General features: G+C 67.0%; 18 protein-coding genes. 9 read left to right on the forward strand and 9 right to left on the reverse strand.

The features are described 5' to 3' along the window. Positions 1 to 37 precede the first annotated feature (37 nt). The gene (locus O3305_RS11145) at positions 38 to 412 is read left to right on the forward strand and encodes a YkvA family protein (protein WP_269572632.1); all 375 of its coding nucleotides are present in this window, start codon (positions 38 to 40) and stop codon (positions 410 to 412) included. Positions 413 to 555: 143 nt separating this feature from the next. Here the strand turns inward: O3305_RS11145 and O3305_RS11150 are convergent, their stop codons facing one another. Further along, positions 556 to 1788: a polyhydroxyalkanoate depolymerase gene (locus O3305_RS11150; RefSeq protein WP_269572633.1), complete on the reverse strand. Its 1233-nt coding sequence runs from the start codon at positions 1786 to 1788 to the stop codon at positions 556 to 558. A 273-nt stretch (positions 1789 to 2061) separates the two neighbouring features. Here O3305_RS11150 and O3305_RS11155 point away from each other — a divergent pair, with 273 nt between their 5' ends. Beyond that, positions 2062 to 3843, forward strand: a complete 1782-nt coding sequence (locus O3305_RS11155; protein WP_269572634.1) for an ABC transporter transmembrane domain-containing protein — start codon at positions 2062 to 2064, stop codon at positions 3841 to 3843. Between the two features lie 7 nt (positions 3844 to 3850). Here the strand turns inward: O3305_RS11155 and O3305_RS11160 are convergent, their stop codons facing one another. Together O3305_RS11160 and O3305_RS11165 are read right to left on the reverse strand one after the other, a co-directional pair. Further along, complete coding sequence (locus tag O3305_RS11160; protein WP_269572635.1) at positions 3851 to 5803, reverse strand: PAS domain-containing sensor histidine kinase; 1953 nt, start codon at positions 5801 to 5803, stop codon at positions 3851 to 3853. 167 nt (positions 5804 to 5970) lie between these two features. Continuing rightward, positions 5971 to 6396 (reverse strand): organic hydroperoxide resistance protein, encoded by a 426-nt coding sequence (locus O3305_RS11165; RefSeq protein ID WP_269572636.1) that lies wholly within the window; start codon positions 6394 to 6396, stop codon positions 5971 to 5973. Positions 6397 to 6534: 138 nt separating this feature from the next. On the opposite strand from O3305_RS11165, the gene O3305_RS11170 reads away from it, so the two are divergent. Together O3305_RS11170 and O3305_RS11175 are read left to right on the forward strand one after the other, a co-directional pair. Further along, positions 6535 to 6972 (forward strand): MarR family winged helix-turn-helix transcriptional regulator, encoded by a 438-nt coding sequence (locus O3305_RS11170; protein ID WP_269572637.1) that lies wholly within the window; start codon positions 6535 to 6537, stop codon positions 6970 to 6972. 323 nt (positions 6973 to 7295) lie between these two features. Then, the gene (locus O3305_RS11175) at positions 7296 to 8465 is read left to right on the forward strand and encodes a saccharopine dehydrogenase family protein (protein ID WP_269572638.1); all 1170 of its coding nucleotides are present in this window, start codon (positions 7296 to 7298) and stop codon (positions 8463 to 8465) included. Here the strand turns inward: O3305_RS11175 and O3305_RS11180 are convergent. The 3 genes from O3305_RS11180 to rnr all read right to left on the reverse strand — a co-directional run bounded on the left by O3305_RS11180 (position 8454) and on the right by rnr (position 11488). Beyond that, entirely contained in the window at positions 8454 to 8768 is a 315-nt protein-coding gene (locus O3305_RS11180) for a hypothetical protein (RefSeq protein WP_269572639.1), read from the reverse strand. The genes O3305_RS11175 and O3305_RS11180 overlap by 12 nt on opposite strands. Further along, positions 8765 to 9178 carry a hypothetical protein gene (locus tag O3305_RS11185; RefSeq protein WP_184168940.1) on the reverse strand — a complete coding sequence of 138 codons (414 nt, stop codon included), beginning with the start codon at positions 9176 to 9178 and terminating at the stop codon, positions 8765 to 8767. The genes O3305_RS11180 and O3305_RS11185 overlap by 4 nt, the downstream gene beginning before the upstream one ends. A 69-nt stretch (positions 9179 to 9247) precedes the next feature. Continuing rightward, the gene (rnr, locus tag O3305_RS11190; RefSeq protein WP_269572640.1) at positions 9248 to 11488 is read right to left on the reverse strand and encodes a ribonuclease R; all 2241 of its coding nucleotides are present in this window, start codon (positions 11486 to 11488) and stop codon (positions 9248 to 9250) included. A gap of 54 nt (positions 11489 to 11542) precedes the next feature. On the opposite strand from rnr, the gene glpD reads away from it, so the two are divergent. The 5 genes from glpD (at position 11543) to O3305_RS11215 (ending at position 16608) form a co-directional block, all read left to right on the forward strand. Further along, complete coding sequence (gene glpD, locus O3305_RS11195; RefSeq protein WP_269572641.1) at positions 11543 to 12991, forward strand: glycerol-3-phosphate dehydrogenase; 1449 nt, start codon at positions 11543 to 11545, stop codon at positions 12989 to 12991. A 49-nt stretch (positions 12992 to 13040) separates the two neighbouring features. Continuing rightward, on the forward strand, positions 13041 to 13373 hold the full coding sequence (locus O3305_RS11200) for a PilZ domain-containing protein (protein WP_269572642.1): 333 nt from the start codon (positions 13041 to 13043) through the stop codon (positions 13371 to 13373). Between the two features lie 318 nt (positions 13374 to 13691). Beyond that, positions 13692 to 15701: a beta strand repeat-containing protein gene (locus O3305_RS11205; RefSeq protein WP_269572643.1), complete on the forward strand. Its 2010-nt coding sequence runs from the start codon at positions 13692 to 13694 to the stop codon at positions 15699 to 15701. Continuing rightward, entirely contained in the window at positions 15698 to 16198 is a 501-nt protein-coding gene (locus tag O3305_RS11210) for a TadE family protein (RefSeq protein ID WP_269572644.1), read from the forward strand. Before O3305_RS11205 ends, O3305_RS11210 begins: the two co-directional genes overlap by 4 nt. Before the next feature lie 80 nt (positions 16199 to 16278). Next, a complete protein-coding gene (locus tag O3305_RS11215) occupies positions 16279 to 16608 on the forward strand; it encodes a pilus assembly protein (protein ID WP_269572645.1) in 330 nt (109 codons plus the stop codon). Positions 16609 to 16612: 4 nt separating this feature from the next. Here the strand turns inward: O3305_RS11215 and O3305_RS11220 are convergent, their stop codons facing one another. The 3 genes from O3305_RS11220 to O3305_RS11230 form a co-directional block, all read right to left on the reverse strand. Next, positions 16613 to 17620 carry a pectinesterase family protein gene (locus O3305_RS11220; RefSeq protein WP_269572646.1) on the reverse strand — a complete coding sequence of 336 codons (1008 nt, stop codon included), beginning with the start codon at positions 17618 to 17620 and terminating at the stop codon, positions 16613 to 16615. After that, a complete protein-coding gene (locus O3305_RS11225) occupies positions 17617 to 18225 on the reverse strand; it encodes a TIGR02466 family protein (RefSeq protein ID WP_269572647.1) in 609 nt (202 codons plus the stop codon). Before O3305_RS11225 ends, O3305_RS11220 begins: the two co-directional genes overlap by 4 nt. Positions 18226 to 18369: 144 nt before the next feature. After that, positions 18370 to 19905, reverse strand: coding sequence for an aminoacyl--tRNA ligase-related protein (locus tag O3305_RS11230; RefSeq protein ID WP_269572648.1), 1536 nt, complete (start codon positions 19903 to 19905; stop codon positions 18370 to 18372). Positions 19906 to 20113: the final 208 nt, after the last annotated feature.

Genomic DNA, 20113 nt, shown 5'->3' on the forward strand with positions numbered 1-20113 from the left:
GCTTGACCGACGGCGCCGGGCAAGTCACCCAAGGTGCATGTCCGGCCCGTCGCTCGCCCACCGCATCCGCACCGAAGCACATGCGATCTGGTTCGCGGTGCGCGATCCGCGCACGCCGCTGCTCGCCAAGCTGGTCGGCGTGCTGGTCGCTGCCTATGCGCTGTCGCCGATCGACCTGATCCCGGATTTCATCCCCGTGCTCGGCCTGGTCGATGATGCGATCGTCATCCCGCTCGGCGTCTGGCTGTTCGAACGGCTGATCCCGCCCGCCCTCTTCGCCGAGCACCGCGCCCGCGCCGAGATCGAGACCCAGCGCCCGGTCAGCTGGCCGGGCGTGGCGCTCATCGTCGCGATCTGGGCAGGCGTGGCCTGGCTGGTGTGGAGCGTGGTCGCGACCAGCGAGTATAATTGACCCCGGAATACCCCTCCCTGGAAGGGAGGGGTAGGGGTAGGTGGATGTACGCGATACGACCAGAACGGGGCGTAACGTCGGCAGTACGCCAGGACGCGACCCACCCCCAGCCCCTCCCTTCCAGGGAGGGGAGTTCACACGCCTCAGCCCTTATGCGTCGCCATCCACTGCTCCAGCACCGGCGCGATGCGGTTGCGCCACTTGGAGCCGTTGAAGATGCCGTAATGGCCGACGCCCTCGGCAAGGTGATACTGCTTCAGCGATTCCGGCAGCGAAGTCGCGATGGTCAGCGCGGCCTTGGTCTGGCCGATACCCGAGATATCGTCCTTCTCGCCTTCGATCGCGAGGATACCGACGTCCTTGATCGCCGCCGGGTCCACCTTGCGCCCGCGATGCATCATCTCGCCCTTGGGCAGCGCATGCGCCTGGAACACCAGGTCGATCGTCTGGAGGTAGAATTCGGCGGTCATGTCGCAGACCGAGCGATATTCCTCGTAGAACTTCATCGTCGCTTCGGCACCCTCCTCATCGCCCTGGACGAGATGCTTGAACATCTCCCAGTGCGAGATCATGTGGTTGCCGAGGTTCATCGTCATGAAGCCCGCGAGCTGCAGGAAGCCCGGATAGACCTTCCGCCCCGCGCCCGAATAGCTCATCGGCACGGTAGCGATGACGTTCTGCTCGAACCAGCTGAACGGACGCTCGGTGGCGAGCGTGTTGACCGCGGTCGGCGCCTCGCGCGTGTCGATCGGGCCGCCCATCATGGTCAGCGTCGCCGGACGGTTCGGGTGGTTGTCGGCGCTCATCAGCGCGACGGCGGCATAGGCCGGCACCGAGGGCTGGCACACCGCCAGCACATGCGGGCGCGGATCGCCGTCCTTGCCGATGAAGGCGAGGAATTCGATCAGGTAATCGACATAGTCCTGCAGGTCGAAGCGCCCCTCGGCCATCGGCACCAGCTTCGCGTCGCGCCAGTCGGTGATGTAGACGTCCGCCACCGGCAGCATCCGCTCGACCGTGCCGCGCAGCAGCGTGGCATAGTGGCCGGACATCGGCGCGACGATCAGCAGCTTGGGACCGCCTTCCACGCCCTCGCGCACGAAGCGCTTGAGCTGGCCGAACGGCTTGCGCAGCACGACTTCCTCATGGACCTGCACGGTCTTGCCGTCGATCTCGGTATGATCGAGCGCGAAATCCGGCTTGCCGCGCGGCGCGGAGGCATGCGCGAACACCTCCAGCGCCGAGGCCATCACGGGCCCGCCGCCGAAATAGGCGAACGGATTCGCGGGATTGTTCAGCAGCCCGGCGGAGAAATTGGCCAGCGCGCTCGCACCTGCGAGAAGCGAGCGCTGGATCTCATAAGCGTCGTACAGCATTGCGTCCCTTCCGCCGTCCCCCTCCCCTCGACGGCGGCGGCTATGGTAGCGTTATAGTAGGCCCGTGCTGCGGTGCAACGGCGCCCGGTATCATAATGCGACGGAACGAGGACAAGTTCCCATACCGTGATTACGAAATCCTATAACCGCTCCGCCTAACCCTCTCTGCATGCACGATTAAACCACCATCCTCTGATTCGCGTTAACTCGCCGCGATCACCCTCGGGCAAAGGACAGTTTCCCTGCCCCGCCATGTGCGCTAGTCCCGCGCCCATGGCCGAAACCGCCCCCGCCGCGCCGCCGCAGAAGCGCAAGCTCTCCAACCTGCTCGTGGTGTGGAGCTTCACCCGGCGCTATCCGCTCCAGCTGCTGATCGCGATGATCGCGCTGCTCGGCTCGTCGGTGACGACCTTGCTGATCCCGCGCACCTTCCAGCTGATCATCGACCATGGCTTCGCGACCGGCGTCGATACCAGCCGGATCGGCATCTATTTCGAGGGGCTGCTGCTCGTCGTCCTCGCGCTCGCGCTGTTCACCGCGATCCGCTTCTATTTCGTCTCGTGGCTGGCCGAGCGCACCGTCGCGGACCTGCGCATCGCCGTGCACCGCAATCTCCTTCGCCTGCCGCCCAAATGGTTCGAGGAAAACCGCCCGTCCGAGATCGCCTCGCGCCTCACCGCCGATACCGCGATCGTCGAGCAGGTGGTCGGCTCCACCGTGTCGATGGCGCTCAGGAACCTGCTCACCGGCGCCGGCGGCGTGATCTACCTGTTCGCGCTCTCGCCCAAGATCGCCGCCTATCTGATCGTCGGCATCCCGATCACGATCCTGCCGATCGTCTGGCTGGGCAGCCGCGTCCGCCAGCTCTCGCGCAACAGCCAGGACCGCGTCGCCGATGTCGGCTCGATCGCCAGCGAGACCCTCGGCGCGATGCGCATCGTCCAGGCCTTCGGCCAGGAAAAGCGCGAGGGCGAGCGCTTCCAGGGCGCGGTCACGCGCACCTTCGAAGCGGGCAAGCGCCGCTTCGGCCTGCGCGCGATCATGACCGCCCTGGTGATCGGCGCGCTGTTCTCCGCGATCGTGCTGATCGTCTGGGCCGCCGTCGCCGATGTCGCCGCCGGGCGCACCTCGGGCGGCTCGATCATGGCCTTCGTGCTTACCGCCGGCCTGGTCACCGGCTCGTTCAGCACGCTGACCGAAGTCTATGGCGACCTGCTGCGCGCCTCGGGCGCCGCCAGCCGCCTGGCCGAGCTGCTCCAGGAAGAGCCCGACATCGCCGCCCCGGCGAATCCGGTCGCCCTGCCCCAGCCGCCCCATGGGGCGGTGGCGTTCGACCATGTCACCTTCCGCTATCCCACCCGCCCCGAAGTCTCGGCGCTCAGCGACTTCTCGCTCGACATCCGCCCGGGCGAGACGGTGGCGGTGGTCGGTCCCTCGGGCGCCGGCAAGTCCACTCTCTTCCAGCTGCTCCAGCGCTTCTACGACCCCGAGGGCGGCGAAGTCCGCATCGACGGTGTGCCGATCCGCTCCGCCGACCCGGCCGATGTCCGCGCCCGCATGGCGATGGTGCCGCAGGAGACGGTGATCTTCGGCGCCTCGGCCCGCGACAATCTCCGCTACGGCGCCTGGGACGCGTCGGACGAGCAGATCTGGGCCGCCGCCCGGGCCGCCAACGCCGCCGATTTCCTGCGCGACCTGCCCGAGGGCCTCGACACCTTCCTCGGAGAGGGTGGCGCCCGCCTCTCCGGCGGCCAGCGCCAGCGCATCGCCATCGCCCGTGCGCTGCTCCGTGACGCCCCGATCCTGCTGCTCGACGAAGCGACCTCCGCGCTCGATGCCGAGAGCGAGCGCCTCGTCCAGGACGCGCTCGAGCGGCTGATGGAGAACCGCACCACGCTGGTGATCGCCCACCGCCTCGCCACCGTCCGCGCCGCCGGCCGGATCATCGTGATGGACGAAGGCAGGATCGTCGAGACCGGCACCCATGCCGAGCTGGTCGCCCAGGGCGGGCTCTACGCCCGGCTCGCCGCGCTGCAGTTCAACGAAGCCGCCTGAACGCGGACTAATGGGCGGCGTGCAGCGCGCCCGGCAGCGTGAAGCAGAAGGTCGCGCCGCCGTCTTCGTCATTGACCGCGCGCATCGTGCCGCCATGCGCCTCGACGATGCGCCGCGAGATCGACAGGCCGATGCCCATCCCCGCCCCGGCCTTGGTCGAAGTGAAGCGCTCGAAGAGCTGGTCGAGGATCGTCTCCGGCACACCGGGGCCGTCGTCGCGGAATTCCACTTCCACCCAGTCGCCCGCGATCGGGTGTGCCGCGATCACGATTCGCCCGGCGGCCTGCTCGGCCGACCGGATCGCCTCCACCGCGTTGCGCAGCAGGTTGACCATCACCTGCTGCACCTGGATGCGATCGACGAACACCGCGACGTCCGCCGGCTCGATCGCCAGCTCCACCTCGACATCGAGTGAATCGCTGCCGGCGCGGACCAGCTGGATCGCGTCGTCGATCATCGGCCGCAGCGGCTCCAGATGCTTGCGCACTTCGCGGTGCTGGGCGAAGTCGCGCATCCGCCGGATGATCTCGCCCGCCCGCGTCACCTGGCCGCGCGCCTGCGAGACCATCTCGGGCGCCTTGCCCGCATCGCCCTGCTGGCCGAGCAGATAGCCGACGGCGGAGAGATAGTTGATCGCCGCGGTCAGCGGCTGGTTGAGCTCATGCGCCAGGTCGGCCGCCAGCTCGCCCATCGCATTGTGGCGCGAGACATGAGCGAGCTGCGCCGAGAGCTTCGCGACATGCTTCTCGGCGGCAAGCTTTTCGGAAAGGTCGCGCGCGAACAGGGTGAAGCAGGTGATCCCGTCGATCCCCTTGAACTTCGCCCCGCGCAGCTCGAGCGGAAAGCGCGTGCCGTCGGTGCGCACGCCTTCGCCGGTCAGCAGGAATTCGGGCTGCTCGCGCCCCAGCATCGCCATCAGCTTGGTCCGCTCGCGCTCGCCGAGATAGCTGCCCATGTTGCAGCCCTGCGCCCCGGCCGGGACCAGCCACAGCGCGGCCGCGGCCTGGCTGAAATCGGTCACCAGCCCTTCGCGGTTTATCACGATCACGGCATCGGGAACCCCGGCCAGGATCGCGCGCAGCTGCTCGCCGCGCAGCCGCACCACATCGTTCTGCTGGCGCGCGCCGCGCAGTCCGACGATCAGCAGCAGCGACACGATCAGGATGTTGCACGCCACCACCATGAACTGCGCTTCGTTGAGCCCCAGCCCGCCATCGCGGACCAGGACGAGCGCCAGCAGCGAAGGGAAGACCGGCAGCGCGATGATTGCCGGGGAAAGCCGCCGGAACAGCCGGTATTCGAAGCCGATCTCGCGCCGCTCCCGGCCATGCAGCACATGGAGCAGGATCGCGGTGGCCAGCGCGAAATTGGGAATGGCGGTGGTGATCGAACGGCCGATGAAGCTCGGCGAGATCTGGGTCGGCGCCTCGACCAGCATCATCGTCGCGGTCAGCGCGGTCAGGCCGATGCCGGTGCTGGCGATCAGCGCCGCCCAGGTCCGCGGCAGTGGCGCATCGCTGGTGATCAGCAGCATCGCGGCGCAATCGAGCATCAGCATGCTGATCGCGCCCGTGCCCGGGACGCCCTTGTTGAGCACATTGAGCTCGATCACCTGCCGGTAGAACAGCAGCCGTTCGAGCCCCAGGTCGAAATGGGCAAGGTAGTGGAATGCCTGCAGGCTCAGCAGCGCCAGCGCCACCCCGATGACGATGCGGGCGGCCGTGCGCTTCTCGCGATGCGCGAGCAGCCCGCCCAGCGCCACCAGGAAGAACAGCACCGATGCCAGCGGCATGATCGAATAATGGGGATTGCCCAGGCCGCGCAGGATCGGGATGCCAAGGGTCCAGCCGAGCAGCACCAGCACCGGCTGCGCCACCGAGAAACCGAACAGCCAGGTCGCCCAGCGATAGGCCGCCGTGCCCCCCGTCGTCTCGGAACCCTCGCTCCTTGCGATTGCCATCGCTTCCCTTCCTCCGGCCGGGCCGGCGGCGCCCCCATGGCGATTCGCTATGCGCGATCTACCACTAGCTATGATCTTTCATCATTGTGCAGGTTAACTGCCAGCCCGGAAAATTGCGGATGTTCCGCATTTTACGGGCCGGCAGCCGGGAGCTTCATAAGGTCAGGTCAGGCGATGGTCAGGCCGACATTGATGTTGCCGCGCGTGGCGTTCGAATAGGGGCAGATCTGGTGCGCTGCCTCGACCACCTTCTCGGCATCGGCGCGATCCAGGCCCGGCAGGTTCACTTCCAGGTCGGCGGTGATGCCGAAGCCGCCTTCCGAACGCGGGCCGATGCCCACCGTCGCGGTCACCGTCGTCTCGGCCGGAACCTTGATCTTCAGCTGCATGCCGGCAACCTTCAGTGCGCCGATGAAGCAGGCCGAATAGCCCGCCGCGAACAGCTGCTCGGGATTGGTCCCCTCGCCGCCGGCGCCGCCCAGTTCCTTCGGGGTCGAGAGCTTCACGGCAACGCGGCCATCCTCGCTGCGGGCTTCGCCATCGCGTCCGCCGGTGGCAGTGGCGCGGGTGCTGTACTTGACGTCGACGGACATGCTCGGTCTCCTTAAAAACGTTCTGCGATAATCATTATCGCGATAACGTTTAGCTAGTGCGTGAGTCGGCCCTTGTCTAGCGAATATTTATCGCGATATGTATTTTGACGAATTTGGCCCTGGCCAAGGAGACCGATCATGCCCGCCGCCACACCGCTCGACGACCAGCTCTGCTTCTCGCTCTACGCGACCAGCATGGCGATCACGCGCGCCTACAAGCCGATGCTCGACCGGCTCGGCATCACCTATCCGCAATATCTGGTGCTTCACGCGCTGTGGGAGCAGGACGGCCGCACCGTCGGCGCGATCGCCGAGCGACTCGCGCTCGAATCGAGCACGATCACGCCGCTGGTGAAGCGGCTCGAGGCTGCCGGCTTCGTCCGGCGCGAGCGCAATCCCGAGGATGAGCGCCAGGTCCAGGTCCGCCTGACACCGCGCGGCGCCGAAATGCGCGAGGAATGCGGCTGCCTGGCCGAGGAACTGCTCACCCGCTCGGGCATGCGGGGCGAGCAGTTGATGGGACTCAACCGCGACGTGAAGTCGTTGTGGAACGCGCTGCGCGAGGGGCAGGACTGAGAGAGGCGCTACCCGCCTGCCCCACACCCATCGTCACCCTGAACTTGTTTCAGGGTCCAACGCGCCTCAAGCGATATCCTTCGCGGCGCCTTGGATGCTGAAACGAGTTCAGCATGACGGAGAATAGCGTGGATGGTCGCCAAACCACGCCAAACCACCATACCGCCCCTTCCAATGTAGGATTTCCTCTGCTTCACTGGTCCTGATCGCAAAAGCCCGCGCACGGGAAATCGGCACCTCGCCGCTCTCCCACGCACGTAAAAGCGAGTATCAAGAGATTCAATGAATCGCCCCAAAGGCGAGCAGGAGCAGGAACCGCAAGAATGGCAAACCGAGAATTCGATATCATCGTCTATGGAGCCACCGGCTTCACCGGCCGGCTCGTCGCGGAGTATCTCGCCGCCCGCTACCCGGACGTGAAATGGGCGATGGCGGGCCGCTCGCTCACCAAGCTGCAGGAAGTGCGCGACGAGATCGGCGCGCCGGCGGACACGCCGCTGCTCACCGCCAACGCGGACGATCCCGCCAGCCTCGCGGCGATGGCCAGCCGCGCTTCCGTGGTCATCACCACCGTCGGCCCCTACCAGCTCTATGGCGAGGCGCTGCTCGCCGCCTGTATCGAGACCGGCACCGCCTATGTCGATCTGTGCGGCGAGCCCGCCTGGATGGGCCAGATGATCCGCAAGTACGAAGATGCCGCCAAGGCCAGCGGCGCGCGCATCGTCTTCTCCTGCGGCTTCGATTCGATCCCCTTCGATCTCGGCGTATGGGCCGTGCAGCAGGCGGCGATCGCCCGCTTCGGCAGGCCGGCGCCGCGGGTGAAGGGCCGGGTGCGGGCGATGAAGGGCACCTTCTCCGGCGGCACCTTCGCCAGCGGCAAGGCGTCGATGGCCGCCGCGGCCAGGGATCCCTCGATCCTCAAGCTGATGGTCGATCCCTTCGCCCTCACCCCCGGCTTCCAGGGGCCGCACCAGCCGAACGGCATGGTTCCCTATCATGACGAGGCGGTCGATGCCTGGGTCGCCCCCTTCATGATGGCGGTGATCAACACCAAGAACGTCCACCGCTCGAACTTCCTGGCCGGCCAGCCCTATGGCGCGGACTTCCAGTATGACGAGATGACCATCGTCCCCGGGCTCGGCGAGATCGGCAAGGCCGCGGCCGAGGCGCTGGCGAAGATCAACCCCATGGCCGCCGACAAGGGCCCCGCCCCGGGCGAAGGCCCGAGCAAGGAGGAGCGCGAAACCGGCTATTACGACCTGGTCTTCGTCGCCGAGATGCCGGACGGCCAGCGCCTGTCGGCAACGGTCAAGGGCGACAAGGATCCCGGCTATGGCTCAACGAGCAAGATGATCGCCGAAAGCGCGCTCTGCCTGCTGCGCGACGTGCCTGCCGAGGGCAAGGGCGGCATCTGGACCGCCGGCGGCCTGATGCCCGAGCCCCTGGTCAAGCGGCTCGAGGCCAATGCCGGGCTCAGCTTCTCAGTAGAGTAGGGTCAGCAGCCCCGCGGCGAGCAGGCAGAGGACGATGACGATGGGAACCAGGATGGCGCGGGTGCGGTCCTGGTCCTTCTGGAAGGCGGCAAGGTCGAACCAGTAGCGGTCCTGCCCGGCCGCATGGATGATCCCGGCGCGCTGCATGCGCTCGAACTGGCGGCGCTCGATGGGCCGCTGCGGCACGAAGGGAACCGCCTCCTCGGCGGATACGGCGTGGAGGGCGAAGAAATGGGCGCGGATTCGCCGCCGCGCCCCTGCGGCCAGCGCCCCGATGGAGACCGGGACGCTGGAGGAGATCACTGCGGCGTCGCCGGAGCGGCCGGCGGGCAGGTGGTGACGGTCGGGCCCTTGGCCAGCTTGCCGCCGTCGAGCGAGTCGACCCGCATCGACACGCCGGTGGCGAAGAACTGCGGCGCCGTGCTGCAGAAGCCGCCGACCAGCGCGGTCGAGATGTCGGCGGGGGTCAGCTGGGTACGCCAGCCGGCCGGACCATCGACGGTGAGGACCAGGGTATTGGCCTCGGAAGTGATGTTCTTGAGGACGATGCCGCCCTCGAAGGTCTGGCCGACGGCGCCCTGCATGTTCTTGGCGAAGTCGGCGGCGGTCGGCTTGGCCTGGGCCGCGGGAGCCGGAGCCGGCGCGGTCTGCGCGGCGGCGGGCAGCGCCGGGGCGGCAGTAAGCGCGAGGGCAAGGATGAACGGCTTCAGCATTGGGTCGAATCCCCCGGAATGTGGAAGGCGAAGCATAAGGGCACAGGACACATGGTCAATGAACCCAGATCAGCGCCGCTTCCCATTGTGGCGAATATTGGCCGGTCTGCCCCGCCTCTTAATCGGGCGCGGCCGCCCTTTGCCAGCCCGTTCCGGCCGGAAGCCCGAAGGACCGGCCGAACCGACGCCGTCCGGCAGCTCGAAGCGCAGCGCGCCCGATACCGGGTTCGCCTCGACCAGCCGCAGCTGCAGCCGCATGCCGAGGGTGAACTCGTCGCCGCTCTCGTCGCCGACCAGCCGCTGTCCGGCTTCGTCGTGCCGGAAATATTCGGTGCCGAGGTCCCGTGCCGCGACCAGCCCGTCGCCGCCGACGCCATCGACGGTGGCGAAGAAGCCGAAGCTCTGCACTCCGGTGATCCGTGCCTCCAGCACCTCGCCGACATGATTGGCGAGATAGGCGGCGACATAACGGTCGATCGTCTCCCGCTCCGCTTCCATTGCCCGGCGCTCGAGGCTCGAGATGCTCTCGCCGATCCGCTCCATCGTCGCGGCTTCTTCCTGCGTCAGCCCGCCCGGGCCGAGATCATAGGCATGGACCAGCGAGCGGTGGACGATCAGGTCGGCATAGCGGCGGATCGGCGAAGTGAAGTGCGCATAGCTGCCGAGCGACAGGCCGAAATGGCCGTGGTTCGCCGGGCCATACGAGGCCTGCATCTGGCTGCGCAGCACCTGCTGCATCACCTGCTCGCGAAAGTCGCTCTCCCCAACCCGCTTCAGGATATGGTTGAACGTCGCCGGCTTGATGACCTGCCCCAGTGCGAACTCGATGCCGAAGGTCTTGAGATATTCCCGCAGCGCGACGAGCTTCTCCCGGGCCGGCGGCTCGTGGATGCGATACATCACCGGCGCCTTCTTCGCCTCCAGCGCCTTGGCCGCCGCGACATTGGCCGCGATCATGTAATCCTCGATCAGCTTGTGCGCATCCAGCCGCTCGCGCGGAGCAACCGAGAGGATACGCCCCATCTCGTCGAGGACGATGCGGCGCTCCGGCAGGTCGAGGTCGAGCGGCTCGCGCTTGTCGCGCGCCTTGTTGAGCGCATGCCAGCAGCTCCAGAGTGGCCTGAGCGCCGTTTCGGTGAGCGGATGCTCGATCTTGCCGTCGATGGCGGCCTGGGCATCCTCATAGGCGATGTTTGCCGCGATGCTGACCACGGCGCGCGTGAAGCGCCAGCTTTTCAGCTCGCCATGCTTGCCGATCTGGAGATGGCAGGCGAGCGCCGCCCGGTCCTCGCCTTCCTTGAGCGAGCAGACCTCGGCCGAGAGGATCTCGGGCAGCATCGGCACGACGCGGTCGGGAAAATAGACCGAGTTGCCCCGCTTGCGCGCCTCGCGGTCCAGCTCCGAACCGGGGCGGACATAGAAGGATACATCGGCGATCGCGACCACGGCCTTCCAGCCGCCTTCATTCTTCGGATCCTCGTCCGGCGCGGCCCAGACCGCGTCGTCATGGTCGCGGGCATCCGCCGGGTCGATGGCGACGATCGGCAGATGGCGAAGGTCCTCGCGCTTGCCGAGGTCGAGCTTCGACACCCGCTCGGCCTCTTCGAGCAGGTCCTCCGAGAAGACATTGGGGATGCCATGCCGGTGGATCGCGATCAGCGAGAAGCTGCGCGGGGCGAAGGGATCGCCGAGAATCTCGACCACCTTGGCAGTGATCCGCGGCGGGCGGCCGGTCTTTTCGGCCAGCACCAGGTCGCCGACTTCGCCGCCGCCGGCGTCGGAGACCATCCAGTTGCGCCGCTCCTTCTTCTCGACGCCCTGCAGCCAGAGCCGCCCGGCCTCTTCCTTGAGCACGCCCAGCATCAGCTCCTCGCCGCGCGCGAGCTTCTTCATCGGATGGGCGATCCAGCCGTTGCCGGCCTCTTCGGTGCGGGCAAGGATGCGGTCGCCGATCGCCAGCGCCGAGCGCTTGCCGCGCGGCTCGCGAACCCGCAGCCGCGGCACCGGCACGCCCTCGGCCTCCCAGCGCTCGGGCACCGCCCAGGTGGTGTCGCCATCCGCGTCGGTGATTCGCAGCACGGTGACCTTGGGCACGCCGCCCATCTTGTGGAAGGCGCGGCCCGGGGCGACGTCGATCAGCCCCTCGTCGCTCATGTCCTTGAGCAGCGCCTTGAGCAGGATCTTGTCCTGCCCGTGCAGTCCGAAGGCCTTGGCGATTTCGCGCTTGCCTGCGGGCGTGTTGGAATTGGTGATGAAATCCAGAATCTGCTGCCGCGTGGGCAGTCCAGCTTTATGTTTTGGTTTTGCCATTGACCCCTAAGATAAGGACTCGCGAGCCGCCTGCCAACGCCGTAACCTCACAGCGTGACATATGACCTGCTCATCGTCGGCGGCGGGATCAACGGGTGCGCGATCGCCCGCGAAGCCTCGCTGCTCGGGCTCAAGGTGCTGCTCGTCGAGAAGGACGATCTCGCCAGCCATACCAGCTCGGCCTCGACCAAGCTGATCCATGGCGGGCTGCGCTATCTCGAGACCTACGAGTTCCGCCTGGTCCGCGAAGCGCTGCACGAGCGCGAGCGGCTGCTGGAGGCCGCACCGCACCTGATCCGCCCGCTCACCTTCGTGCTGCCCCATGCCCATGCGCTCCGCCCTTGGTGGATGGTCCGGCTCGGCCTCTACCTCTACGACGCGCTGGCGATAGGCAGCAATTCCACCCTGCCCCGCTCCCGCGACCTGACTGCCCGGGACCAGGCCTTCACCGCCCCCCTGGCCGGCACCCACAGGGGCTTCGTCTATTCGGACTGCCGCGTCGATGACGCCCGCCTCACCCTCGCCAACGCCGTGGACGCCGCGGCCCATGGCGCCGAGATCGCGACGCGCACCGAGCTGCTGGGCGCCCGGCGAGAGGGCGAAATCTGGCATGCCGAGCTCTCAGACGGCCGCACCGTCGAGGCGCGCGGCCTGGTCAACGCCGCCGGACCGTGGGTGCGAAACCTGCTCGACGCGCTGGCTATTGCTAATCATTCTCAGATCAGGCTGGTCAAGGGCAGCCACATCGTCGTGCCGAAATTGTTCGACGGCGACCATGCCTATATCCTCCAGCAGCCCGACGGCCGGATCGTGTTCGCCATCCCCTATGAGGGCGGCTTCACCGAGATCGGCACCACCGACATTCAGGTCGAACGCCCCGAGGATGCCGTGTGCAGCGAGGAGGAGAAGACCTATCTCTGCGCGGCGGTGAACCGCTATTTCGCCCGGCAGGTCACCCCCGCTGACATCGTCTGGAGCTGGTCCGGCGTCCGCCCCCTGCACGATGACGGCGCCGCCAAGGCTCAGGCGGTGACCCGCGACTATGTGCTCGAGCTCGACGACAAGGGCCCACCCCTGCTCTCGATCTTCGGCGGCAAGATCACCACCGCCCGTGCGCTGGCCGAGGAAGCGCTGGCGAAGATCGGCCCGGCACTCGGCGGCGAAGTCGAGCCTGTTACCCGGGCCCGCCCCTTCCCCGGCGGCACGATCGCCGATTTCGACAGGTTCGTGGCGCAGACCAAGGCGCGTTGGCCGTTCCTCGGCGATGCCCGGGCCGAACGCATGGCGCATGCCTATGGCTGCTGCCTGGCGGACATGCTGCGCGACGTGACCGATCTCGGCGAGGACCTGGGCGCCGGCCTGACAGCCACCGAGATACGCTGGATGCGCGACCATGAATGGGCGCGCACCGCCGAGGACGTGCTGTGGCGGCGGAGCAAGCTCGGCCTGCACGCCGGCCCCGAGCTGGCGGCCAAGGTCGAGGCCGTGCTGAAAACCCCTTAAGCCCTTGTTAAACCGTCCAAGGCAGGGTGCGCGCCGGGGCGGAGAGAGAATGGCAACGAAGTTCTCCCAATATCGGGCCGTAGCACCTGCGCTCGTCGAGCAGCGGGCCGCGACGCGTCATCGCATTCTCGTCACCCGCGCCACCCTCACCAAGCGCGGCAACAAGCCGGTCGAGGCAATGCTGCACGACCTGTCGGTCTATGGCTGCCGCCTCGCCTGCGAAGCCCCGCACGGAACGGGCGACAAGGTGTGGCTCAACCTGCCCGACGGCGCCCCGGTGCCCGCCACGGTGGTGTGGAACAACGGCACGCATATCGGCTGCCGCTTCGACGAGCCGATCGAGCGCAGTCTGGTGCGCCAGCTGACCTTGGTGATCCGCTAGCCGTTTCACGGCAGGGCGAGGCCGGAGATGCTCGAGAGTCCCCAGAATGGCGGATTTCGGCTCATCTTCGTCGCTGGCGATGTACATATCCGGCGACGACGCGACCTACAATTTCTCTATGTTTACAGCATTTTAGAGATACAAGCGTGCACCGGAGGCCGGTTGAACGATTGCATCTCGTGCAACCGTGATACCGATACCAACATGCATCCGTAATGGATCGTTTACCCCGCCTACCTAGCGCCCGACGCAAAGAACAAGGGTCGGGAAATTCCTCTAAAGCTCTCACATGCCTTGCGCACGATATGCGCGCGCTTGGTGCGCGACAGTCGTGGCACTGTCGCGGTGATCGGCGCGCTGTCGCTGGTGGCGGTGATCGGCAGTGCAGCGTTCGCGGTGGATCTCAACCGGGGCTATGACCAGCGCATCGCCAATCAGCGCGCGGCGGACATGGGCGCGCTCGCCGCCGCTCTGGCCTACAAGGCAGCGAACAGTGAAATGGTTCTCGCCCCCACCGCGCAGGACGTGGTGCTGGTCAACGGCATCGCCGACGCCACCGTCACCGCGACACTGGTCAACGATGTCCCGACCGCCGGCACCAAGGCCGTGAAGGTCACCGTCACCACCCGGATGCCCTTTGCCCTGGGCACGGCGATGGGCTTCCACGGTGCCTTTGATGTGGGCGCGACCGCCTATGCCTCGCTCAACTCGGCCGCGCAGATCGGCACCCCCTGCATTCTCTCGCTCGCCTCGAGCGGCACCGGGATCTCGACAAGCGGCGGCGCTACGATCAACACGCCCGATTGCGTCGTCGCGGCCGTGTCCACGGTCGAGAATGGCGGCACCGGCATCACCGCGAAGAACATCATCGCCGGCACCGGATCGGTCATCAACAATTACGGCACGCTGTCAGCCGACCTGATCCGCTACGGCAACAGCTTCACCAATCCCTCGTGGAACACCAACGTCCCCTCGTCCGACAAGATCATCAAGGGCACGACCGACATCACCGATCCGCTGGCCGACAATGTCGACCTGGCCAATGCCCGCGAGCTGATCGGCAGTTTCGTCGCGCCGCGCACCCTTGCCAATCCGGTGACGCCGGCCGGCGCCGAATGGACGATCGGCTGGACGCCCTCGGCCAATGTCGCCGGCTATCGCAGCGGCACCAGCGCGAACTACACGATCCCGGCGGGCAACTACACGATCGGCAAGCTGACCATCGATGGCGGCCTCAACGTCCGCTTCGCCAGCGGATCGAACATTACCGTGGCCAATGGCGTCTCGATCGGCGGCGGCTCCACGGTCGTGTTCGGCGACGTTAACCTCAAGGTAAATGGCGGTTTCGCCAGCGGATCGAGCGGTGTCACCCTGGGCAATGGCACGATCGAGATCGGCAGCGGTTCGATCAGCTTCAACGGCACCAACAGCATCGGCAATGGCGCGGTGACGATCAACAGCACGGTGAACCTGGGCGGTGGCTCGTCGCTCAGCATGGGCACCGGCAACCACGCCTTCCAGAGCGTGGCGCTGAGCGGCGGCGGCTGGATGAAACTGGGCGATGGCGACCTGGACGTCGGCGCCGGTATCGCGGTGGGCGGCGGATCGACGCTCGCGGCCGGCAAGGGCGACTACCGGCTGGGCAAGGCTAGTTCGGGCGACGCGGTCAACCTGTCGGGCAGCGCGGTGATGCTCATGGGCGACGGCGCGTTCAGCGCCAATGGCAATATCACCACCTCGGGCGGCAGCCGGCTGGTGTTCGGCAAGACCACCAACCACCTGATCAACGGCAACATGACCATCGCCGGATCGGTGCTGTTCGGCACCAGCCGCTACACGATCGCCGGCAACTTCACCAACGGCACCGGCGGCACCACCTGGCCCTATACCTCGTCGGTGACCGGCCTCACCTATGGCAACACACTCGAGGGGGTGAGCGTCTCCGGCTATGACATGGCCGGGGTCAATGTGTCCTTCATCCTCTCCGGCACGCTCAATCTCGGCGGCGGTGCCAAGACCAAGCTGGTCGCCGCGGCCATCGGCACCAGCGGCGGCGCGATCGCCGACCTGCTGATCGAAAGCCTGACCCGCAGCGCGACCAGCTGGGGCGCCGGCGCGCAGAATATATTCGTCGGCGCGGTTCACCTGCCCAATTCCGATGTGACGATGAGCGGCGGCAGCACCACGCTGTCGGCCGGCCAGTGCTTCATGCTGATCGCCAATCGCATCGCGGCGACCGGCGGCGCGGCGACGGGCTCAGCCTGCACCAGCATCACCGGCGGCGGCAGCTCGGGCAACGGCACCGGCTCGATCGGGCTGGTCCAATGATCCGCCGCCTGCTCCGGGAGCGTCGCGCCGCCGCGACCATCGAGTTTGCGCTGCTCGCCACCTTCTTCCTCGGCGTGATGCTCGTTGCACTCGATATCGGCACCTACCTCATCCAACGCAGCTCGCTCCGCCAGGCCGTGTCCGCCGCAGCGACATCGAGCTTCGCCCAGCGCGACACGGTGAGCTATGCGGCGATCCCCGACTATGTCCGCCGCGCCGCCCGTGCCCCCGCCACGGCGCTGGTCACCACCACCTGCAACGGCAGCGCGGTCTGTACCAACAGCGCACGCAGCTGCGCCTGCCTGAGCCGCACCGCAACCTATGTGCCGGTCGCGAGCTGCGGCGTGCCCTGTTCCGGCTCGGGCATGGCTGCCGGTGCCACCTCCGGCTATTATCTCAAGATCTCCGCCTCCTATGCCTACCAGCCGCTGGTACTGCCCCGCGGATTGCTGACCGCCTCCAGCATTTCCGAAACCGCCACTGTGCGGCTGCAATGAACCCCGTCCGCCGCCTCCTCTGTGCCACTAGGGGCGCCAGCGCCGTCGAGTTCGCGCTGCTTGCCCCGGTATTCCTCACAATGTTGTTCGGCATCATCGAGGGCAGCCGCATGCTGTGGCTCCGGCAGACGCTGGGCGAGGTCGCCTTCAGCACGGTGCGCTGCATGTCGGTCAGCAGCACCTGCGCCACGCTCCAGCAGCAGCAAAGCTACGCACTCACCCGCGCCTCGCAATATGGCGTGGCGATCACGGCGACCAACCTGGCGATCCAGGCCAATATCACCTGCGAGGGCAATGCCGCTTCCAACCAGGTCTCGATCACCGCGCCCTTCCGTTCGCCGATTGCCGGGCTGATCTCCGCAATTCCCGCCGAGATCACCGCCAAGGCCTGCTTCCCCAAGCTCGGCTGAGCCCTCAGAAGCCGATCGCCTTCGCCCGGGTGAAGCGCTTCGCCTCCGCCACCGTCAGCAGCTTGCGGTCCGCGCCGGCCGGCGCCGCACCGGGACCCCGGGTCCCGAATTCCCAGAGCCGCGCTTCGGGCGGAGTCAGCCGGCGCGGCTCGCCGTCCGGTCCCTTGTAGCCCATCCAGGTCCAGCCCTCGCGGCGGATATGACCGTCCATAAAGCAGCGCAGGAACACCGCCTCGCCGGTCAGCGCCATGTTGCCGCCAGCACGCCAGGGGCGGCCGAGCCAGGTCGAACGCTCGGGCACGCCGTTTTCGCGCAGCAGGCTGCAATCCGAGAAGACCAGCCCGAATTCCTGCGCCGCCGGCGTGCTCGGCGCAGCGACATAGCCGAAGCTCTCGGCATTCGGCACATAGCGGGTGACGATCTCGCAGCGCTCGAACCACGCCGCGCCGCCACCGAAGATGAAGTCGACCCCGCCGGTGATCCGCGTGCCGGTGATGAGGCTGCGGGCCTGGACATAGAAGGTGTCCTGATAGCCGAGCAGCGTGCAGCGATCGACGGTGGTGCGGTCCGCCTCGCGGCCGATGGCCAGCGCCACTGCCTGGGCTCCGTTGCCCGAGCCGTCCCGCCGGGCGCCGATATAGTCGAAGCTGTTGATGACGATGAGCTCGCGCAGCGTCACGCCGGGTGCCGCGATGGTCAGCGTTGCCGAGCCGCCGGTGCCCCAGGTGCCGCCGCCCGGCTTGGGCGTCCCCGATGCGGTGCCATATTCGATCACCGTGCCCGGCGAGCCCTGGAGGGTAAGGCCGGGCACGCGCACCGTCAGCTTCTCGGTGAACAGGCCCGGCTTGAGCAGGATGCGCCAGGGCCGTCCCGCCTTCTCCGCCTCGGCCAGCGCGGCGCCCAACGTGCCGGTGGCGGGATCGACCACCGCGTCCCATTGCTCCGCGCCCCGCGCCTGTGCCGCAATCGGCAGCGACAGCGCGCCGGCGAGAAAGGCGCGCCGGCCGGTCATCCCCAGCGATAGTTGAAGCTGATGCTGATCCGCACTTCCTTGCCCGAGCCGGGCGGGACCTCATGGCGCAGCCAGCTTTCCCAGAGCAGCACCGTGCCGGGCTCGGGCACGATCTCGACGAAGCTCTGCAGCTCGTCGGGCGCATTTTCGAGGCGCGGCGGCGCGGCCATCATCATCGCCAGCCGCGGGTCCTCGAGTTTCAGGCCTCGCGAACCCTTGGGCAGCGAGACATAGAGCGTGCCGGAGACGACGCTGTGCGGATGGATGTGTGCGCCATGCCCGCCCTTGCCGTCGAGCACGTTCACCCAGAGGCTGTCGAGCTTGAGCTTCTTGCCGCCGAGATCAAAGGCGCAGGCCTTGGCAAACTTGGCGACATGCTTGTCCAGCAGGCGCTTCAGGTCCGCGAAATTGGGGTCGCGGATCGGCAAATCGTCGAGCGAGGCATAACTGGTATAGCCGCGATAATGGTTCTCGCGGCACCAGCGGCGGCCGGCGCTGTCGTCCTCGGCGAGCTGGAGGCAGGAATCCTCCAGCGCGTCGAGGAGATCGTCGTCACCCAGCGGCTCCTGGTAGAGCGGCGTGGAGAAGAGCGTGCGCAGCGTCATCGCTCCCAACCCGTCACCCCGGCCTTGTGCCGGGGTCCACCAGGAAGCGCGCAATGGACAAGGGGCGTGAGGACAGCAGACGCGGCACCGTGGACCACCCCGGCACAAGGCCGGGGTGACGGAAAGTTGTCAGCTCGGCAGACCTCAGTACGCACGCGCCACCAGGATCCGCTCCACCGCCGGCGCGCCGGTGAAGATGCAGGTGCCGGTGGCCGGCGCCGCGTCGTTGGACACGTTGCGGAAGGTGAGCTTGAGCGCCTTGATCCGCTCGACCAACTTGTCGAGCTCCGCGCCGGTCGGCTTCGACCATTCGACCTCGACCCAGCCCGGGAACTTGCCGGCATTCTCGAAATAGCTTTCGAGGCCCGCGAAGTCCGTCACGTCGCGGACGATATTGGCGTCGGTACGCGCCTTGGCCTGATCAAACAGGGTCTTCTGGATACCCTCCAGCGTGCCGACCACATCGCCGAGGAATGCGTCGCGGGCGACGATCTGCGAGTTGAGCTTGCCGTCTTCCTTGTAGAGATCGGTGCGGACGGTGACCGAGACATTGCCCCCGGCCATGTCGCGCCCGCCGACTTCGACCACGATCGGCGCGCCCTTCTTGATCCAGCCCCAGCGCTTGGTGACGGCCTTGATCGCCTTGAGGTCGAGCAGCGCGCGCACCGGCTCGCCGAATACTAGAAGCTTCCCAAGCTCCTGTTGCACGCCCTGGCAATATTCGATCAGCGCCGCGTCCTCGTCATTGTCGCGCAGCATCGGCACGATCACGACCTGCCACGGCGCCAGGCGCGGCGGCACGCGCATGCCGTCGTCGTCGCCATGCGTCATGATCATGCCGCCGATCATCCGGGTCGACATGCCCCAGCTGATCGTCTGGGCGAGCTCCTGCTGCCCTTCCGAATTCTGGAACTTGATGTCCTGCGCCGAAGAGAAGGTGGTGCCGAGAAAGTGGCTGGTGCCCGCTTGCAGCGCCTTGCCGTCCTGCATCATCGCTTCGATGCTGTAGGTCGAGACGGCGCCCGGGAAGCGCTCATTCTCGGGCTTCTCGCCGGCGATCACCGGCATCGCCGCGCAATCCTCGGCGAAGCTGCGATAGATTTCGAGGCCCTTAAGCGTCTCCGCCCGCGCCTGCTCGGCGGTGGCATAGGCGGCATGCGCCTCCTGCCAGAGGAACTCGCTGGTGCGCAGGAACATGCGGGTGCGCATCTCCCAGCGGACGACGTTCGCCCATTGGTTGATCTGCACCGGCAGGTCGCGCCACGACTGGACCCAGCGGCTGAACGCGGCGCCGATCACCGTCTCCGAGGTGGGACGCACGATCAGCGGCTCTTCGAGCTTCGCCGTGGGATCGGGCATCAGCCCACCCTTGCCGTCCGCGATCAGCCGGTGATGGGTGACCACCGCCATTTCCTTGGCGAAGCCCTCGACGTGATCGGCTTCCTTCTCGAAATAGGAGAGCGGGATGAACACCGGGAAATAGGTGTTGTCATAGCCAACGCCCTTGATGCGGTCGTCGAGCAGGCGCTGGATCCGCTCCCAGATGCCATAGCCCCACGGCCGGATGACCATGCACCCGCGCACGCCGCTCTCCTCGGCCATGTCGGCCTCGGTGATGACGGTCTGATACCATTCGGCGAAATTGGCTTCGCGGGTGACGTTGAGCGCATGCTTGATCATGGCGGTGCCTGTAATTCCCTGCCCGGCCCGCCGCAAGCGAGCCGATATTCGCGGCGTTGATTGCGAGATTCATTGAATCTCTTGAATCACCCGTACGTGCGCGGGGCACCGTCGGGACCAGCATCGTGGTGACAAATCAAATCCTACATTGCCAGCGCCATCCGCACCGGCACCCGGCTTGATTCCACCGGCCCGGCTCGCTCTACTG

Origin of the sequence: Sphingomonas sp. NIBR02145 (assembly GCF_027359115.1) — a bacterium.
GTDB classification, from domain to species: Bacteria; Pseudomonadota; Alphaproteobacteria; order Sphingomonadales; family Sphingomonadaceae; genus Sphingomonas; species Sphingomonas kyeonggiensis_A.

What these genes read in the sequence shown, in the direction of transcription:
- O3305_RS11145 (WP_269572632.1), top strand. Translation starts at nt 38, where the DNA reads ATGTCCGGCCCGTCGCTCGCCCACCGCATCCGCACCGAAGCACATGCG.
- O3305_RS11150 (WP_269572633.1), bottom strand. Translation starts at nt 1,788, where the DNA reads ATGCTGTACGACGCTTATGAGATCCAGCGCTCGCTTCTCGCAGGTGCG.
- O3305_RS11155 (WP_269572634.1), top strand. Translation starts at nt 2,062, where the DNA reads ATGGCCGAAACCGCCCCCGCCGCGCCGCCGCAGAAGCGCAAGCTCTCC.
- O3305_RS11160 (WP_269572635.1), bottom strand. Translation starts at nt 5,803, where the DNA reads ATGGCAATCGCAAGGAGCGAGGGTTCCGAGACGACGGGGGGCACGGCG.
- O3305_RS11165 (WP_269572636.1), bottom strand. Translation starts at nt 6,396, where the DNA reads ATGTCCGTCGACGTCAAGTACAGCACCCGCGCCACTGCCACCGGCGGA.
- O3305_RS11170 (WP_269572637.1), top strand. Translation starts at nt 6,535, where the DNA reads ATGCCCGCCGCCACACCGCTCGACGACCAGCTCTGCTTCTCGCTCTAC.
- O3305_RS11175 (WP_269572638.1), top strand. Translation starts at nt 7,296, where the DNA reads ATGGCAAACCGAGAATTCGATATCATCGTCTATGGAGCCACCGGCTTC.
- O3305_RS11185 (WP_184168940.1), bottom strand. Translation starts at nt 9,178, where the DNA reads ATGCTGAAGCCGTTCATCCTTGCCCTCGCGCTTACTGCCGCCCCGGCG.
- rnr (WP_269572640.1), bottom strand. Translation starts at nt 11,488, where the DNA reads ATGGCAAAACCAAAACATAAAGCTGGACTGCCCACGCGGCAGCAGATT.
- O3305_RS11200 (WP_269572642.1), top strand. Translation starts at nt 13,041, where the DNA reads ATGGCAACGAAGTTCTCCCAATATCGGGCCGTAGCACCTGCGCTCGTC.
- O3305_RS11210 (WP_269572644.1), top strand. Translation starts at nt 15,698, where the DNA reads ATGATCCGCCGCCTGCTCCGGGAGCGTCGCGCCGCCGCGACCATCGAG.
- O3305_RS11215 (WP_269572645.1), top strand. Translation starts at nt 16,279, where the DNA reads ATGTTGTTCGGCATCATCGAGGGCAGCCGCATGCTGTGGCTCCGGCAG.
- O3305_RS11220 (WP_269572646.1), bottom strand. Translation starts at nt 17,620, where the DNA reads ATGACCGGCCGGCGCGCCTTTCTCGCCGGCGCGCTGTCGCTGCCGATT.
- O3305_RS11225 (WP_269572647.1), bottom strand. Translation starts at nt 18,225, where the DNA reads ATGACGCTGCGCACGCTCTTCTCCACGCCGCTCTACCAGGAGCCGCTG.
- O3305_RS11230 (WP_269572648.1), bottom strand. Translation starts at nt 19,905, where the DNA reads ATGATCAAGCATGCGCTCAACGTCACCCGCGAAGCCAATTTCGCCGAA.